This is a genomic window from Stenotrophomonas maltophilia, from assembly GCF_004920835.1.
Taxonomy (GTDB): domain Bacteria; phylum Pseudomonadota; class Gammaproteobacteria; order Xanthomonadales; family Xanthomonadaceae; genus Stenotrophomonas; species Stenotrophomonas maltophilia_AQ.
The window spans coordinates 25,614-41,689 of the sequence record NZ_QFHO01000024.1 but is presented as its reverse complement, the minus strand read 5'-3'; the positions used below and the strand labels follow the sequence as shown (position 1 = coordinate 41,689).

The 16,076-nt window shown below is 68.6% G+C and carries 13 protein-coding genes; 1 reads left to right on the top strand and 12 read right to left on the bottom strand.

Features of this window, described 5'->3' with window-relative positions; genetic code table 11:
* Positions 1-151: 151 nt before the first annotated feature.
* On the top strand, positions 152-1,939 hold the full coding sequence (locus DI041_RS15855) for a monovalent cation:proton antiporter-2 (CPA2) family protein (protein ID WP_046983490.1): 1,788 nt from the start codon (positions 152-154) through the stop codon (positions 1,937-1,939).
* Positions 1,940-2,144: 205 nt separating this feature from the next.
* Here DI041_RS15855 and DI041_RS15850 read toward each other — a convergent pair whose 3' ends face one another.
* From DI041_RS15850 to DI041_RS15795, 12 genes are all read right to left on the bottom strand, one after another.
* Positions 2,145-5,483 (bottom strand): ankyrin repeat domain-containing protein, encoded by a 3,339-nt coding sequence (locus DI041_RS15850; RefSeq protein WP_136639697.1) that lies wholly within the window; start codon positions 5,481-5,483, stop codon positions 2,145-2,147.
* Positions 5,476-5,736: a YcgL domain-containing protein gene (locus DI041_RS15845; RefSeq protein WP_012512459.1), complete on the bottom strand. Its 261-nt coding sequence runs from the start codon at positions 5,734-5,736 to the stop codon at positions 5,476-5,478. Before DI041_RS15845 ends, DI041_RS15850 begins: the two co-directional genes overlap by 8 nt.
* 163 nt (positions 5,737-5,899) lie before the next feature.
* The gene (locus DI041_RS15840; RefSeq protein WP_046983488.1) at positions 5,900-7,138 is read right to left on the bottom strand and encodes a beta-ketoacyl-ACP synthase; all 1,239 of its coding nucleotides are present in this window, start codon (positions 7,136-7,138) and stop codon (positions 5,900-5,902) included.
* Entirely contained in the window at positions 7,138-7,869 is a 732-nt protein-coding gene (locus DI041_RS15835; RefSeq protein ID WP_046983487.1) for a 3-ketoacyl-ACP reductase FabG2, read from the bottom strand. The genes DI041_RS15840 and DI041_RS15835 overlap by 1 nt, the downstream gene beginning before the upstream one ends.
* Complete coding sequence (locus tag DI041_RS15830) at positions 7,866-8,321, bottom strand: hotdog family protein (protein WP_136639696.1); 456 nt, start codon at positions 8,319-8,321, stop codon at positions 7,866-7,868. Before DI041_RS15830 ends, DI041_RS15835 begins: the two co-directional genes overlap by 4 nt.
* Positions 8,318-9,502 carry a beta-ketoacyl-ACP synthase gene (locus DI041_RS15825; protein ID WP_136639695.1) on the bottom strand — a complete coding sequence of 395 codons (1,185 nt, stop codon included), beginning with the start codon at positions 9,500-9,502 and terminating at the stop codon, positions 8,318-8,320. The genes DI041_RS15830 and DI041_RS15825 overlap by 4 nt, the downstream gene beginning before the upstream one ends.
* Complete coding sequence (locus tag DI041_RS15820; RefSeq protein WP_258011311.1) at positions 9,502-9,987, bottom strand: DUF3261 domain-containing protein; 486 nt, start codon at positions 9,985-9,987, stop codon at positions 9,502-9,504. The genes DI041_RS15825 and DI041_RS15820 overlap by 1 nt, the downstream gene beginning before the upstream one ends.
* A 216-nt stretch (positions 9,988-10,203) precedes the next feature.
* Entirely contained in the window at positions 10,204-12,558 is a 2,355-nt protein-coding gene (locus DI041_RS15815; protein WP_136640143.1) for an MMPL family transporter, read from the bottom strand.
* On the bottom strand, positions 12,551-13,180 hold the full coding sequence (locus DI041_RS15810; protein WP_136639766.1) for an outer membrane lipoprotein carrier protein LolA: 630 nt from the start codon (positions 13,178-13,180) through the stop codon (positions 12,551-12,553). The genes DI041_RS15815 and DI041_RS15810 overlap by 8 nt, the downstream gene beginning before the upstream one ends.
* Complete coding sequence (locus tag DI041_RS15805; protein ID WP_136639767.1) at positions 13,177-13,608, bottom strand: acyl-CoA thioesterase; 432 nt, start codon at positions 13,606-13,608, stop codon at positions 13,177-13,179. The genes DI041_RS15810 and DI041_RS15805 overlap by 4 nt, the downstream gene beginning before the upstream one ends.
* Entirely contained in the window at positions 13,595-15,145 is a 1,551-nt protein-coding gene (locus DI041_RS15800; protein WP_136639768.1) for an HAL/PAL/TAL family ammonia-lyase, read from the bottom strand. The genes DI041_RS15805 and DI041_RS15800 overlap by 14 nt, the downstream gene beginning before the upstream one ends.
* Entirely contained in the window at positions 15,135-16,076 is a 942-nt protein-coding gene (locus tag DI041_RS15795; RefSeq protein WP_046983480.1) for a lysophospholipid acyltransferase family protein, read from the bottom strand. Before DI041_RS15795 ends, DI041_RS15800 begins: the two co-directional genes overlap by 11 nt.

Here is a 16,076-nt window from a genome sequence, read left to right as displayed (position 1 = left end):
TGCAGGTCAACCCGTGCCGCGCGGCGTGGCCCGGCTCCGCAGGTCGTTCTCGTGCCTGTACGGAGCGGCGCGCATAATGGAGGGGTGGCGCTCGCCACGCTTTTCCTACCCGAACGGACGCGCAGCGGCTTCCCGATGACCAGGTATTCCCATGCATAGCGGTGGTCTGGAACTGGCCCTGGTGCTGCTGCTGGCGGCGGTCATCGCCGTGCCGGTGTTCAAGAAATTCGGCTTCGGCGCGGTGCTGGGTTACCTGGCGGCCGGCGTGGTGCTGGGCCCGGACGGGTTGGGCTTCGTGCAGGACGCCGATCGCATTCTCGGCGCCGCCGAGATCGGCGTAGTGATGTTGCTGTTCGTCATCGGGCTGGAGCTATCGCCCGCACGCCTGAAGGTGATGCGGCGCTCGGTATTCGGTGCCGGTGCGGCGCAGGTGGCGCTGTCCGGGCTGGTGCTGGGCGGCCTGCTGCTGCTCGACCACTTCCAGTGGAAAAGCGCGCTGGTGGTGGGCGTGGCGCTGGCGCTGTCATCCACTGCGGTGGGCCTGCAGCTGCTGTCAGAGCACAAGGCGATCAACAGCGACCACGGCCGCCTGGGCTTTGCCATCCTGCTGTTCCAGGACCTGATCGCGATTCCGCTGCTGGCGGCCATCCCGCTGCTGGGCGGGGTGAAGAACGAGACGCTGCGCTGGGAAGATGCGGCCGTGGCGCTGGGTGCGCTGGCGGTGGTGATCCTGTGCGGGCGGCCGGTGCTGCGCAGGGTGTTCGGCATCATCGCGCGCACCCGCAGCCCGGAAGTATTCACTGCCACTGCCCTGCTGGTGGTGCTGGGCACCGCCTGGTTCATGCAGGAGGCCGGCCTCAGCCCCAGCCTGGGCGCGTTCCTGGCTGGCGTACTGCTGTCCGATTCGGAGTTCCGGCATGAGCTGGAAGCGCAGATCGAGCCGTTCAAGGGCCTGCTGCTGGGCCTGTTCTTCATTGCAGTTGGCATGGGCATCGACCTGGACCGCATCGTTGCCGAGCCGTGGCTGATCGCCGCCGGCGTGGCGATCCTGCTGGTGGTCAAGTTCAGCCTGCTGTACGTGATCGGGCGCATCGCAAAGCTCAGTTCACGGCACTCGCTGCTGCTGGGCAGCGTGCTGTGGCTGGGCGGCGAGTTCGCCTTCGTGGTGTTCAACGAAGCGCAGCGCGCGCACCTGCTGGGCAACGCCAACCATGACCGTCTGGTGGCGATCGTCGGCCTGTCGATGGCGATCACGCCACTGCTGATGATCGCGCTGCTCAAGCTGCTCGGCCAGGAGAAGGCGGCGCCGCGCGAGGCGGCCGAGGCCGACAAGGTGGCGCCGGACAACCGGCCGAAGGTGCTGATTGCCGGCATGGGCCGCTTCGGCCAGGTCATCGCGCGCCTGTTGACCGCGCAGAAGGTGCCGTTCGTGGCACTGGAAGCGAACCCGGATACCGTGGCCGACCTGCGCCGCTTCGGCAACCAGCTGTATTACGGCGACCCGACCCGGCCGGAGATGCTGCGCGCAGCCGGCGGCGAACACATCGATGTGTTCGTGATCACCGTGGATGACCCGGAGACCAACCTGCGTGCGGTGCGCATGGTGCGCCGGCTGTATCCGGACGCAAAGGTGCTGGCGCGCGCACGTAACCGCCAGCACGCGTGGCGCCTGATGGACATGTCGGCCGAGCCGTTCCGCGAAGTGTTCGGCACCAGCCTGGAAATGAGCGGCCGCGTGCTGACCGCGCTGGGCGTGGCGGCGGACGTGGCTGAACGCCACGTGCAGCGCTTCCGTGAGCACGACGAACAGCTGCTGCGCGACCAGTACCTGGTGTACGACGACGAGGCCGCGGTGATCCAGACCTCGCGCGATGCGCGCAACGACCTGATGCACCTGTTTGAAGCCGACGCGGAAAGCGACGGCGACAAGGAGCGGTGACAGCCAGCCGGTGTGCCGACCAACGGTCGGCACCCACCCGATGGACGCGGACCCGGTAGTGCCGGCCGCTGGCCGGCAGCCTCTGGATCCCGGGAGGTTTCATGGGGTTGCCGGCCAGCGGCCGGCACTACCCACTGCAGATTCCGGCAGCACGGTGTTGGGGTCAGAGCTCTTTCCGCTGGAAAGGGATCCGACCCCGGCCTGATCAGCCGTTGTCGCGCAGGAACCGCGCCATCGACGAGACGCCCGGCACGCGCGGTTCAAACTCACCGGCCACGTCGATGAAGCCACGCATCACCGCGATCTCGCGCGGGCTGCGGTTGAGGCTGTCGCGTACTTCCGGATCGGCACCGGCACGCAACAGGCGCTGCACCAGCAGCGGCAGTCCATGCAGAGCGGCCAGGTGCAGCGGGCCGAAGCCACGCGGATCACGCACCTCCAGGCTCACTTCCTCGTCCAGCAGGCGCTCCACCGCGGCCATCACGACCTGCTCGTCGCACGCGGTACCCGGTTCGGCGCGTGCGCCCAGCAGCAGCAGCAGCGGCGTGACCGAGCCCGCCGCAGCCTGGTCCGGTTCGGCACCGGCCAGCAGCAGGGTGTCGAGCAGGGCCAGCAGGCGCGAGCGGTCGCGGGCACTGAAGCCGTACAGCGCCGCGCAATGCAGCGGGCCCAGCTGCTGCGCGTCACCGGCATGCACGTCGGCACCAGCGGTGAGCAGGCGCGCGACGATGTCCGGCAGGCCCAGCGCCGAGGCCAGCATCAGCACGGTCACCCCGCCCGGCAGGCGGTGTTCCAGCTTGGCGCCGGCGTCGAGCAGGGCCGAAACGATGTCCACCTGGCGCATGCTGACCGCAGCCGACAGCGGCGTCGCGCCACTGGCAGCGGCGTGCTGCGGATCGGCACCACGTGCCAGCAGCAGGTCGGTCACCGCCAGATGGCCACCACCGGCCGCACGCAGCAGCGCGGTGCAGCCCTGTGCATCGACCGCGTCGACGGCGAACCCGAGATCGATCAGGCGGCGCACCGCATCGACGTCACCGGCCATCGCAGCGGCCGGAAGGTCGGCCTCGCGCAGGGTGCGGCGCGGCAACGGCCACACCCGCCAGTCCAGCCAGTCGGCCAGATCACGACGACCGATCGACAGCGCCACGCCCAGCGGCGTCTGCCCGTCGGCCGCCCGTGCTTCCGGCGAGGCACCGTGCTGCACCAGCAGCTTCAGTGCGCCTTCGCGGGCCAGTGCGGTGGCCAAGTGCAAAGCGGTCATGCCGTGGCTGTCGCGCGCTTCGCGGTCGACCCCGGCTTTGAGCAGGGCCTGCTGCAGGCGCAGCCAGCCCAGACGCACCGCCAGCGACAACGGCGGATCGCCCGCCGGCGAAGCCGCGAACGGATCGGCGCCACGTTCCAGCAGTTCCAGCGCCAGCTGTTCCAAGCCACGGGCGGCCTGGTCGTGCTGCGCGCAGGCGGCAAGGAAGCGCGCCAGGCCACCGCGGCCGGCCGGTGACAGGCCACGCTGCAGCATCACCTGCAGCGCAGGCACTGCATCGATGCCGCGCGACAGCAGCGCGAACATCGGCGTATCGGAGCAGGCGTCGCGCACATAGGGATCCGCACCGTGGGCCAGCAGCCAATCGACCGCGGCCGGCTCCAGCGCCAGTTCGGGGTCGAGCAGCAGCCCGCCCAGCTCTTCCGGCTGGCACAGCTTGGCCAGCGCGGCCATGCCGTCGGTGTTGCCGAAGCCCAGCGCCTCGCGCAGCAGGGTCAACGGCGGACGGTCCGGCAGCAGGCCGCTGGCCGTGGCCGCTTCGCCGCGCTCGGCCAGACCATCGCTGACCGCCGCCGGCAACGGATAGGACGGATCCAGCAGCGCCACGATCGCCCAGCGGCCGGCTTCGGCGGCGTAGTCCACCGCACGGCGGCCGACCGGATCGGTGGCATCGGCGGCAATGCCCAGATCGACCAGGCGCTTGATCAGCAGCGGCGAGACATCCTCGGCCATGACGGCCAGCTGCACCGCATTGCGGCCTTCGCCGTCCACCGCGACCAGGTCGGGCTTGTGCGGCAGCAGATGTTCCATCACACCGGCGCGGCCGGCGCGGGCCGCTTCCAGCCACGGCGTGCGACCGAGCGCGTCGCGCGCTTCCAGGTTGGCGCCAGCGCCCAGCAGCACGCCGATGATCTCGACGTGGCCGGCCAGTGCCGCCTCATGCAGCGCACTGCGGCGCTGGCGGTCACGGGCATCGGCCCGGGCCTTGTGCTTCAGCAGCAGCTGCACGCCGGCCGGATCATCGTCTTCGGTGGCGGCGGCGGCCAGCAGCACCGGCGTACCTTCGGCCGGTTCGCTGCGCGCACCGCGCTCCAGCAGGAAGCGGGCCAGGCGCCAGTTGCCGACCTGGCAGGCCACCGCAAGCGGCGACCATCCGTCACTGTTCAGCGCATCCACTTCGGCGGCGGCATCGCGCAGCAGCGCGGCCACGCCCGGGTCGGAACTGCGCGCGGCATGATGCAGCGGGGTGTTGCCATCGCTGTCGATGGCACGCGAGTCGGCGCCGTTGGCGAGCAGGGTCATCACCGCTTCCGGGCGGCCGTGCCAGCTGTCACGGGTGGCGGCCAGCAGCGGGGTCATGCCCCGGTGCGGCGCGTTCACGTCGACGCCTCGGGCGATCAATTCGCGCAGCAGGCGCAGGTCCGGCAGCACCGCGGCCAGCACCGCCAGGCTGCGCTGGTCGCGCCAGTTCGGGTCCGGCAGCGCATAGGGATCGGCGCCGGCCTGCAGCAGCTGCAGGCCACGGTCGATGCGGCCGTGGCGCGCGGCTTCATACAGCGCCGGAGTCAGCTCCTGCGGCGCCATCGCCTCAAGCGGCACGGTTTCGACCGCGGCGGAGAACATCGGTTCGTACTCGCTGCTGGTCGTGGCCAACGGGCTCGCACGCAGTGACACCAACGGCGCCGGCGCCACCCGTTGCAACAACAGGTGCAGCAGCGGCGACAGCACCAGCACTGCCAGTGCGGCGGGCCAACGCGCGCTTTCCGGCAGCAGGTCCGGCCAGGCCGGCAGTACCACCAGTGCCGCCAGGGCAATCACCAGCGCGGCCACACCGAGGCCGCGCCAGGCGGTCAGGTCGCGCCCGGCCAGTGCCTGCCAATGCTGGGCCAGGCTGCCATCAAGCCGTTCAACGTCGTTCCACAACGGCCAGGTACGCCAGGCCGCCAGCAGGCCTGCACTGACCAGCACGCTCAGGCCCAGCACTGCGGCCAGGCTGCCACTATCGCGCAGCGCCGCCAGCGGCCAGGCCAGCAGCAGCGCCAGCAGCAGCGGTGCGGCAGCCCACAGCGCCAACAGCGCGGGCAGGTCCTGCCGCGCGACCACCTTCAGTGGCAGCAGCGCGCGGCTGCGCCGCCACCAGGACACGCCCAGCGCGAACGCCGGTTGCGCCAGTGCGGCAAGGATGGCCCCCGGAATGCCGCCCACAGCGGCACCCAGCGCCAGCACGGCAGCCACGGCAAAGACGATCGACAGGACGCGTGGACGGGAGGCGTCAGTCATAGTGTCGCGGCATCAGGCTGGACACCGACGGCGGCACCTGCAGGTAGAAACCACGTTCGTTCATTTCGCTGCGGACCTTGTCCGGATCAGCCTGGGCCAGGCGGCGCCGGGCCTCCAGGGCCACGTCCAGGACGAAGGTGAGCGCCCCCAGCGAGGTGAGCAGCGGCGCGGGCAGCGCGCTGAAATCATCGCGTCGGGGGACGTAGACGTAGGTGTCTGGCTTGAGTTGGCTTTTATAGACGTAGGCGTGCATGTCCGCGGGACGATAACCCGGGAAGAGCCATGATTGTGTCGGAAAGCCGACACCGGGGAAAGCCGTCAGCCGACGATGGCGGCGTGATTGACGGCGTTTCCCCGACGGGATTCAGCAATGTGGCGGCGGCGTTCAGCCACACGCACCGTTGCCGACTGCAGGATCACTCGCTCCAGCGGCGGAACACCAGGGAGGTGTTGATGCCGCCGAAAGCGAAATTGTTGCTCATCACATACTCGGCCTGGAGTTCGCGGCCCTGACCGGTGATGAAGTCCAGCTGGCCGCAGCGCGGATCGACCTCCACCAGGTTCAGGGTCGGGGCAAACCAGCCGGCACGCATCATCTCGATGCTCACCCAGGCCTCGAATGCACCGCAGGCGCCCAGCATGTGGCCGACGTAGCTCTTCAGCGAACTGATCGGCATCCGTGGGCCGAACACCTGCGCGGTGGCCTGGGTTTCGGCGATGTCGCCGTGATCGGTCGCGGTGCCGTGGGCGTTGACGTAGTCGATCTGCGCCGCATCCAGTCCGGCATCCTCCAGCGCCAGTCGCATGGCCTGGGCCATGGTGTCGGCACTGGGCTGGGTGACGTGCTGGCCGTCGCTGTTGGTGCCGTAGCCCACCACTTCGGCGAGGATGGTCGCGCCGCGAGCCTGCGCGTGGCCCAGTTCCTCCAGGATCAGGGTGCAGGCGCCCTCGCCCAGCACCAGGCCGTCGCGGCCGGCATCGAAGGGACGTGGCGTCGACTGCGGGGCGTCGTTCTGCACGCTGGTCGCGAACAGGGTATCGAACACGGCAGCCGCGGCGGCGTCCAGCTGCTCGGCGCCGCCGGCCACCATCACCGTCTGCTTGCCGCTGCGGATCGCCTCATAGGCCGCGCCGACGCCCTGGCTGCCGGACGTACAGGCACTGGACGTGGTGTAGACGCGCCCGGACAGGCCGAAGAACACACCGATGTTGACCGGCGCGGTGTGGCTCATCATCTTCAGGTAGGTGGTGGCGCTGATGCCTTCGGTGGTGAACTCGTTGAGCATGCGGCCGAGTTCGCCGATGGCCTCATGACTGCCGGAGGAGGAGCCATAGGCCACCCCGGTGCGCCCGCTACGCAGCACCGGATGATCAATCAGTCCAGCTTCGCACAGCGCGATTTCGGTGGCACGCACCGACATGATCGCCACCTTGCCCATCGAACGGGTGCTTTTACGGTTGTAGGTCGGCGGCAACTCGAATGGCTGCGCCGGTGCGGCCAGTTTGGTGTTCAGCCCGGCATAGACATCCCACTCGGGCATTGCGCGCACAGCGTTGCGGCCGCTGCGCAGCTGCGCGTGGATGGTCGGCCAGTCGTGGCCAAGCGGACTGATGGCCGCGGCACCGGTCACCACCACGCGATGATCGGTGGCCATCAGAGCATGCCTCCGTTGACCGAAATCACCTGCCGGGTGATGTAGCCGGCAGGCTCGGACAGCAGGAAGGCCACCGTCGCCGCCACTTCATCGGGACGGCCGATGCGGCCGGCAGGAATCAGTTTCAGGGCATGCGCCACCACGTCCTCGCTGAGCATCTCCGTCTCGATCAGGCCCGGAGCCACGCAGTTGACCGTGATCTGGCGGCTGGCCAGCTCCAGTGCGAGGGCCTTGCTGGCGCCGATGATGCCGGCCTTGGCCGCACTGTAGTTGACCTGGCCACGGTTGCCGGCAATGCCGGACACCGACGACAGGGTGACGATGCGGCCTGGTTTGCGCCGCCGCACCATCGGCATGATCAACGGATGCAGCACGTTGTAGAAGCCATCCAGGTTGGTGTGGATGACCTGGTCCCAATCCTCCGACGACAACGCCGGGAAAGCGCCGTCACGGGCGATGCCCGCATTGCAGACCACGCCGTAATACGCGCCGTGCGCGTCCACGTCGGCCTCCAGCGCCGCGCGCGCGGCATCACGATTGGACACGTCGAAGGTGAGCACGCGCGCCTGCACGCCCAGTGCCTGGATCTCGGCCACAACGGCCTGTGCCTCCTCCACACGGCTGCGGCAATGCACCGCCACGTCGAATCCATCGTGGGCAACACGTAGCGCAATGGCGCGGCCGATCCCCCGGCTGGCGCCCGTCACCAACACGCATCGATTCCCGGTCATGCCTGTCCACTCTCCAGATAGGCCTTCGCGTCGGCCGGTTCGTACACCGACACGTTGGCAACCGCCCATTCTTCCTCGCCCGCCAGGATCCGGCAGGCGAACAACCCCAGCCCATTGTCGCCCAGCAGTTCACGACGCGCCTGCACGCGCAGCCGGGAGCCACTGGGGAAACCACTACGCTGGCTGCTGTAGCGCCGGCTGCCCAGCAGGAACCCCAACTGCGGCGCAATGCCGGCCGCGCGCGCGCGGCAACCTGCCCAGGCGGCAATTGCCTGTGCCATGTACTCAATGCCGATCCAGGCCGGCATTTCGCCGTCTTGGATGAACAAGCCCCTCGCGGGTACCACCAGTTCGGCCTCGATGCTGTCCTGGTCCCATCGCAGTATCCGCTGCAGCAGGCACATGTCCTGGCGATGCGGCACCACCTCCTCGATCGCGTAGAGAGGATTCATCGGCGTTCCAGTGCCAACACCGCATTGCTGCCGCCGAAGGCAAACGAGTTGCTCAGTATCCGTCGCAGCGGCCGTGCCAGGCGGGTGCCCGGCGCCACCAGTGACAGTTCCGGCAGCGCCTCATCCACGGCGCCATCCCACCAGTGCGGTGGCAGCCGCTGCAGCGGGTTCTCGGCCAGCATCATCCAGCACAATGCCGCCTCGATCGCGCCGGAGGCGCCGAGCGTATGCCCGGTGAGCGGCTTGGTCGAGCTGGCCGGTACACCGGTACCGAGCACCTCCGAAACCGCCAGGCTTTCCATGGCATCGTTGTGGTCGGTGGCGGTGCCATGCAGGTTCACGTAATCGACATCAGTGGGCGACCAGCCAGCGCGCTTCAGTGCCTGTTGCAGCGCATCGATGGCGCCCTGGCCTTGCGGGTCGGGTGCGGACATGTGGTGGGCGTCGGACGATTCACCCCAGCCCGCAAGAACCACCGGACCGATCTCGCGGGTGAGCAGGAACAGCGCGGCTCCTTCCCCGATGTTGATGCCGGATCGATGCTGCGAGAACGGATTGCAGCGTAGCGCGGACACCGACTCAAGCGCGCTGAAACCCGCCACGGTAAAGCGGCACAGGGAATCGGAGCCGCCAGCGATGACCGCATCGACAACGCCGGCGCGCAACAGGCGCGCAGCCGACGCCAGGGCCTTGGCACTGGATGAACATGCCGTGGACAGCGTCCATGCCGGGCCCTGCGCACCACTGCGCAGCCGCACGAACTGCGCGGCGGCTCCCATTTCCTGCTGCGCGTAGTCGTAGTCCGCCGGCCAATGACCGTTGCTGGCGTGGGAGCACATGGCCCGCTCACCTTCACCAATACCCGAAGTGCTGGTCCCCATCACCACAGCCACGCGCTCGGCGCCATAGCGGGCGATGGCCGCGGCCACCGCAGGCGCGATCTGCGCCAGCGCAACCGCCAGCAGCGCGTTGTTGCGCCCGCGCAGGGCCAGCGGGAGTTCGTCCAGCGACGGCAGCGGCGTGCACACCTCCCCCAGCGCCAGGGTCCGCCCCGGCAACAGGCTGTCGTTGTTGCCCAACCCACCCGGCACCTCGGCGAACATCGCCTCCGCCACCGCCGCGCGGCCATCACCCAGCGCGCAGACAATGCCCAGATCGTTGAGGAAAACGGCAGTGTCCATCAATCCTGTCCAGCCATATCGATCGATTCGATGCGCAGCGCGTAGCCCTCTGCGCGGTTGTCCAGCTGCAGGCTGCCGTCCTGCAGGCGCTGCAGCTGCAGCCACACCGTACCGTCGCGCGACAGACTGCGCTGGTGGCCGTCATCACCGACCTGCCAGCCAGCCGGCAGCACGGCGGCGATCGCGGCCGTCGGCCACAGCGCGAACTGCAGATCGTCCAGCACACGCTCCGCGCGAACCTGCGGCGGCAACCACGATGCACGTTGCTCGGTCAACTGCCGGCCATCCCAGCGCAGACGAACGCCAGTCTGGCCCATGGCCTGCACCGCCAGCTGCACCTGCTGCGCATCGGCTTCCAGCAGAGCGTCGAGATCACGTTCGTGGCGCCCGAAGCGGAAATGCAGCTGCTGCTGCAGCGCCAGTGGCGTCGGCAGGCTGGACGGGGCCAACCGCAGCGGCGGCAGCTCGACCTGCGGCCTCGGCATGCGCCCGGCGCAGGCGCACAGCAGCGCGCACAGCAGCAGCGCTGCAATGCTGCGCACGATCAGCTGCGGCACGCGGCCTCCAGCACACGTGTACGGCAGCCGCTGTTGATGGAATTGTTCATGTAGCGCCCTTCCGGATACGGGTCGAGGGGGGGTAGATGATGTTCCCGAAGTGGTCGCCGCGCCAGCGTCGGGCTGTGGCGCACGCACTCCGATTCAGGACGGCGGCAATGCATGGGGTGACGGTCGGAACAATGGCGAGATCAGCCAGACCAGGCCGATGCCGAACAACAGCGTGAGGCCGAAGGCGCGCAGCGCCGGGGTCTGCGACAGCCCCAGAAGGCCGAACGACAGCCAGGTGCTGGCCGCGCCCACGCACACCGCCAGCCATGCGCTGGCATCGCCACGGTGCTCGATCAGGAAGATGCCGTAGTCGATGCCCATGCCCAGCAGCAGCATCAGCGCCAGTACGTTGAACAGCTGCAGCGGCTGGCCGAACAGGCCCAGCAAACCCAGGGTCAGCGCACCGGCAATGAGCGTCGGCGCGAATACTCGCCAGGCCTGGCGGCGGTAGCGCAGCCACAGCGCGCCGAACACCAGCACGATACCGACCAGCAGCAGCCCACCCATCAGCTTGCGGTAGTGACCCAGCAGCTGCGAGAAATCGGCGGTGCGGTCCACCCAGCGCACGCCCGGCAGGCCTTCGGCCGCGCCCTGCAGGGTGGCCAGCGCATCGGCACGCGACAGGTCATCGACCATCACCACGCTGATCATCTGCCCGCCCACGTCGCCCACCCACAGGTGGCGGAACGGCTGCGAGGCCGGCGAGGCCAGGAAGGCTTCGGCGGTGAGCGGTGCGTTCGCGAACTGCGGTCGCTGCAGCGGTTCACCGACCGCCTCCGACACGGCAGACAGCACACCCGGTTCGACCTTCGCGGTCAGCCCGGCATCGGCCTGCTGGCGCGACGGCGACGGCAGCCAATCGCTGATCGCGCGGTAGCCACCAATGCGTTTGTCGTTGGCCAATACACGCAGGCGCTCGGTCAGTGCTTCCTCACGCTGCAACAGCTGCGCGGCATCCGCACCCTGCACCAGGTAGAACTGCGCCGGGCTGGGCATGCCCAGCAGCTGGCTGAGGCGGATCTGCTGTGCCATCAATGCCGGCGGCGAGGACTGCAGGCTGCGCAGGTCATCGTTGCTCTGCAGGCGGGCGATGCCGATCGCAGACAGCGCCAGCGTGATCACCACGAACATCGCCACCGGTCGGCGGCCATGCAGACGCGGGAAGCGCTCCAGCGTGCTGCCCAGCCACTGCGAAAAACGGGTCTGGCGGATCTCACCACCATCCAGCCACGGGAACCAGAAGATCACCGTCAGGAACGCGGCCGCCAGGCCGACCACCGAGAACAGCGCCATCTGGCGCAGCCCGGGGAACGGCGCCAGGCCCAACGCCAAGTACGCTAGCGCACTGGTCAGTAGCGCCAGCCACAGGCCAGGCAGCAGGTGCCGCAGCAGCTTCCAGCGGCGATCAGCCGGTTCGGCCTGCCGCGACGCAAACCAGTGGATGCCATAGTCCTCGGCCACGCCCACCAGCGATGCACCGAACACCAGGGTCAACACGTGCACGTTGCCGAACACCAGCACGGTCACCGCCAGCGCCACGCCACAGCCGATCAGCAGCGACGTGGCCACCAGCAGGATCGGCCGCAGCGAGCGGAACGCGAGCCACACCAGCAGCAGCACAGCCGCCAGCGAGCCCCAGCCGATGGTATTGATCTCCCGGTTGGCCTGCACCGCCGCAGCTTCGGCATGCAGCGGCACGCCCGCATGCAGGATCTCCAGATCCGGAGCGGCCGCCTTCGCGGCCTGCCCGGCACGTTCCAGCAATCCATCCAGATGGCGCTCGCCATCGAGCTTGAACGCCGAACCCGGCGTATCGAACTGCAGTGCAGCCCAGTACCTGCCTTCGGCGTCGAGCAGGCCATCATCGCCCAGCCGCAGGCCCGAGCCCTGCGCCTGCTGCTGCCACCACTGCGGCCACAGCGACAACGGGTCCTGTCGCCACTCGGTCAGGCGTGGGGCCCCCATCGGGCCATACAGCGCAGCCAGCGCCTGCTCGGCCAGCGCGCCCGGTTCGCCGCCCTGCAGCTGCTTGCGCTGGGCCGGGGTCAGCAGGCGGTCGCGGTACGGCGCGTAGAACGCGCGCGCCTCATCGAACCAGCCTTCGATCGAGCCGCTGGGCACCAGCAACGCGTGATCGGCGTCCTTGGCCATGGCCGCAGCAAACGCGGCCTGCGCACGCTTGGCGGCAGCGCCGTCCTTGCTGCCCAGCAGCACCACCACCTGCCGCGAACTGCCATCGGCGATGCGCCGGGTGACGTCGCTCAACAGACGGTCGTGCGCGTCCTGCGGCAACAATGCGAGGATGTCGGTGTCGATCCGCGATTGCTGGCTCCACAGGTGCCACTGCTGCACGCCCAGCGCCAGCAGCAGCACCAGCCAGGCGATGCCCAGCCAATGCCACCAGCGCCGCAACCGGTCCGGTGCATTCAACGCAACGTCCTCACTCAAAGCGGCGCGCCTCGTCTGCGCTGAGCGCGGCCGGAGCCTCGCTGAGCGCGTCGAAATGGATCAGCGTGCGGTCTTTGCTGGCCTCGACGATCTCGACCTGGCGCACGTAACGGTCGCCCTGCAGGGTCAGCGACTGGAACGCCTTGGCCAGCATCGCTGACTTCGGCCTCAGCTGCAGCCGCCAGCCCTGCCCTTCGCGGCTGACTGTCACGTTGAACGGGCCGGACAGTGCCTGCACGTCGCCACTCATCAGCGCGAACATGATCGCGTTCACCGAGCGCATCGCCGGCTGCTGCCGCGCATCGAGCTCGACGCGGGTGCTGCCGTCACGCTGGCGGCTCAGGATGCGGTCGGCAGTAACCACCACCTCGGAGGGAAACGGCTTCAGCGTGGTCCAGATCACGCCATGCTGGCGCGCGACCACGAACCGGCCCTGCGAGCGCAACGGATTCTTGAAGCCGCTGACCTGCTTTTCCTGCGTGAACTGGCCACGCAGTACGTCCGGCCGCGCCACCGCCTGGGTGATCGCGTCGATGGCCGGATCGGCGGCCTGCACCAGCGGTGCGGCCAGCAGCAACACCGCGCCCAGCAGCGCACGCGCAAAACGGTTGGCTCGGTTCATGGCGCAGGCACTCCCAGGCGCTCCCACAGTACAGGCGGGCACTGGTACAGCATTTCCCTGCTGGCCGCGTCCACCGCCACCTGGATGGTCATTGCGCGGGTCAGCACCTGGCCGCTCTGCGCATCGAGGATTTCATAGTCGATCTTCAGCCGGTTCTCCCATTCCACGAGGCGTGCGACCACGCGCAGGGGCTGGTTGAACAGCAGCGGGCGCACATACTTCACCCGTGCGTCGACCACCGGCCAGAGGTAACCCGATTCGAGCATCTGCGGGTAGTCGTAGTTGTAACGACCCAGCAGTGCACAACGCGCGATCTCGAAGTACTTGAAGTAATGGCCATGCCAGACCACGTTCATCGGGTCGCAGTCATGGAAGGGCGGGGCCAACGCAACTTCGGCCATCCGTTCGATTGCTTCATTCACCGGCATACAGCTCCCAACGTTGCGCGCGGATCTCCACCAGCAGGTCCCGCAGTTCGCGATCCAGCGCGCGGTCTTCTTCGACCAGGGCGATGCGCTGCCCCAGGTCGGCGTACATGTCGGCCAGACTGCCATGCAGCTGCGCGTTCATGCCAACCCGTTCGCGCAGCGCCAGGCCCTGACGGGCGGCAATCAGCATTGCAGCGACTACCTGTTCGGTCAGCTCGATCACCCGCAGGCAGTCGCGCGCAGCGATCGTGCCCATGCTGACCTTGTCCTGGTTGTGGCATTCGGTGGAACGGGAGAACACGCTGGCCGGCATTGTCTGCTTCAGTGCTTCGGCAGTCCACGCCGAAACGCTGATCTGCAGTGCCTTCAGGCCATGGTTGATGGCCGCACGCGGGCCGGTGGCGGCCGACAGGTTGGCCGGCAGTCCATGGCTGTAGCGCGCATCGACCACCAGCGCCAGCTGGCGGTCGAGCAGGTCGGCAACGTTGGCTACCGTGTTCTTCAGGGTATCCATCGCCAGCGCGATGTGGCCTCCGTAGAAGTGGCCACCGTGCAGGATGCGTTCGCCGTCGGCATCGATCAGCGGATTGTCGTTGGCGCTGTTCAGTTCGGTTTCGATCAGCTGGCGCAGGAACGGCAGGCTGTCTTCCAGCACGCCGATCACATGCGGCGCGCAGCGCAGCGAGTAACGGTCCTGCAGGCGCTGTTCATTGCGCGGCGGGCACTCGCTGTGCAGGTCGCTGCGCAGGCGCGCAGCAATGCGCATCTGGCCCGGGTGTGGTTTGGCTGCGAACAGGTCTTCGTCGAAGTGGTGCGCGTTGCCGTCGCTGGCCAGCACATTGAAGGCGGTCAGGCGCGTGGCCATGCGTGCCAGATAGTCGGCGCGCTGCCAGGCCAGGCAGGCCAGGCCGGTCATCACCGCGGTGCCGTTCATGATCGCCAGGCCTTCCTTCGGCCGCAACTTCAGTGGCGCCATGCCGATCTTCGCCAGCACGTCGGCCGCCGGCTGCACGCGGCCGTCGTGCAGCACCTCGCGCTCGCCACACAGCACCGCCGCCACGTAGGACAGTGGGGTCAGGTCACCGCTGGCACCGACCGAACCTTCGGCCGGAATCAGCGGCAGTACATCGTGCTGCAGCAGCGTAGCCAGCCCTTCGAGCAGCGGTACGCTGACACCGGACATGCCACGCACCAGCGACGCCAGGCGCGCGGCCAGCACCGCGCGGGTCTCGACCGGGTCCAGGTAACGGCCCAGGCCGCAGCCATGATAGGTGTACAGATGGTGCGGCAGCTCGGCTACCAGCGCCGGCGGGATGTTGACCGTGCACGAGTCGCCGTAGCCGGTGGTCACGCCGTAGATCACGCCGTCATCGCGCAGCAGGCGGTCGAGGAAGTCGGCACCGCGCTGGATGTGCGCGCGGAACGCCGACGCCTCGCTCAGTGCGGCTTCGCAACGGCGCTGAGCCAGGGCAACCACGTCTTCGATGGTCAAGGGTGCATCGCCAAAGCGACACACGGGTACGGCGTCAGTCGTCATGCGGAGCCTGATCCCAGAAGGGAAAGAAATTGAACCAGTCCAGCGGCGACTGGATGACCTGGCGTTCGAGCCAACCCGCGTAGCGCTGCACCTGCCCGGACAGCGCGGCATCACGCGACCCGCGTGGCAGCACGATGCGATCGGCGAACGGCTCGAACACGACCCGGTAACCTTCGCCCTCATGCAGGCAGGCCATGGTGTAGACCGGGCAGCCCAGTGCAGCGGCCAGCACATAACCACCAATCGGGAACGGCGCGCGCTGCCCGAGGAAATCGACGCTGATGCTGCGCCCGCCGCCGACCGGCGTGCGGTCGCCGACAATGGCCACGAAACCGCCGGCGGCGACCTTGTCGGCCAGCATCATTGCCGTGGCAGGCCCCATTTCGGTGACCTGCACAAGCTCCACCGCTGCCAGCGGATCCAGCCGGCGCAGCAGGCGGTTGAAGCGCTGCGCATGCGCGGTGTGCACCAGCACGGTGATGCGCAGGCCGGGAACCCGCTCGGCCAGCACCTGGCACAGTTCCAGGCAGCCGATGTGCGCGGTGAGGATCAGCCCGCCTTCGCGCTGCGCGATCCTTTCCAGCACCGGGGTGCGATGCAGGTGGATGCGTTCGGGCGGATAGCGCCCGCCGATGCCGAGGATCTTGTCCAGCATCGTGTCGGCAAACGCAAAGAAGTGGCGCAGGCTGTCGCGCCGGGTCGGCACCCGTCCCAGCACGCCGCTGTAGGCCTGCAGCCGCTGCAGATACTGCATCGAAGCCTCGCGGCCAACGCGGTTGCCCAGCCAGTGGCAGGCCACCACCGGCCACACGCACATGCGGAACGGCCAGCGCCCGAACCAGCGGTGCACCCAGTACAGGACCAGCACGCCGGCCACCGAGGTGGATTCACCGATATCGGCCCAGTGCGGGGCACCCTGCGGGGTCGCCAT

What these genes read in the sequence shown, in the direction of transcription:
- DI041_RS15830 (WP_136639696.1), bottom strand. Translation starts at nt 8,321, where the DNA reads ATGAATCCTCTCTACGCGATCGAGGAGGTGGTGCCGCATCGCCAGGAC.
- DI041_RS15800 (WP_136639768.1), bottom strand. Translation starts at nt 15,145, where the DNA reads ATGACGACTGACGCCGTACCCGTGTGTCGCTTTGGCGATGCACCCTTG.
- DI041_RS15805 (WP_136639767.1), bottom strand. Translation starts at nt 13,608, where the DNA reads ATGCCGGTGAATGAAGCAATCGAACGGATGGCCGAAGTTGCGTTGGCC.
- DI041_RS15840 (WP_046983488.1), bottom strand. Translation starts at nt 7,138, where the DNA reads ATGGCCACCGATCATCGCGTGGTGGTGACCGGTGCCGCGGCCATCAGT.
- DI041_RS15825 (WP_136639695.1), bottom strand. Translation starts at nt 9,502, where the DNA reads ATGGACACTGCCGTTTTCCTCAACGATCTGGGCATTGTCTGCGCGCTG.
- DI041_RS15820 (WP_258011311.1), bottom strand. Translation starts at nt 9,987, where the DNA reads ATGCCGAGGCCGCAGGTCGAGCTGCCGCCGCTGCGGTTGGCCCCGTCC.
- DI041_RS15795 (WP_046983480.1), bottom strand. Translation starts at nt 16,076, where the DNA reads ATGGCGACCCCGCAGGGTGCCCCGCACTGGGCCGATATCGGTGAATCC.
- DI041_RS15835 (WP_046983487.1), bottom strand. Translation starts at nt 7,869, where the DNA reads ATGACCGGGAATCGATGCGTGTTGGTGACGGGCGCCAGCCGGGGGATC.
- DI041_RS15845 (WP_012512459.1), bottom strand. Translation starts at nt 5,736, where the DNA reads ATGCACGCCTACGTCTATAAAAGCCAACTCAAGCCAGACACCTACGTC.
- DI041_RS15850 (WP_136639697.1), bottom strand. Translation starts at nt 5,483, where the DNA reads ATGACTGACGCCTCCCGTCCACGCGTCCTGTCGATCGTCTTTGCCGTG.
- DI041_RS15855 (WP_046983490.1), top strand. Translation starts at nt 152, where the DNA reads ATGCATAGCGGTGGTCTGGAACTGGCCCTGGTGCTGCTGCTGGCGGCG.
- DI041_RS15810 (WP_136639766.1), bottom strand. Translation starts at nt 13,180, where the DNA reads ATGAACCGAGCCAACCGTTTTGCGCGTGCGCTGCTGGGCGCGGTGTTG.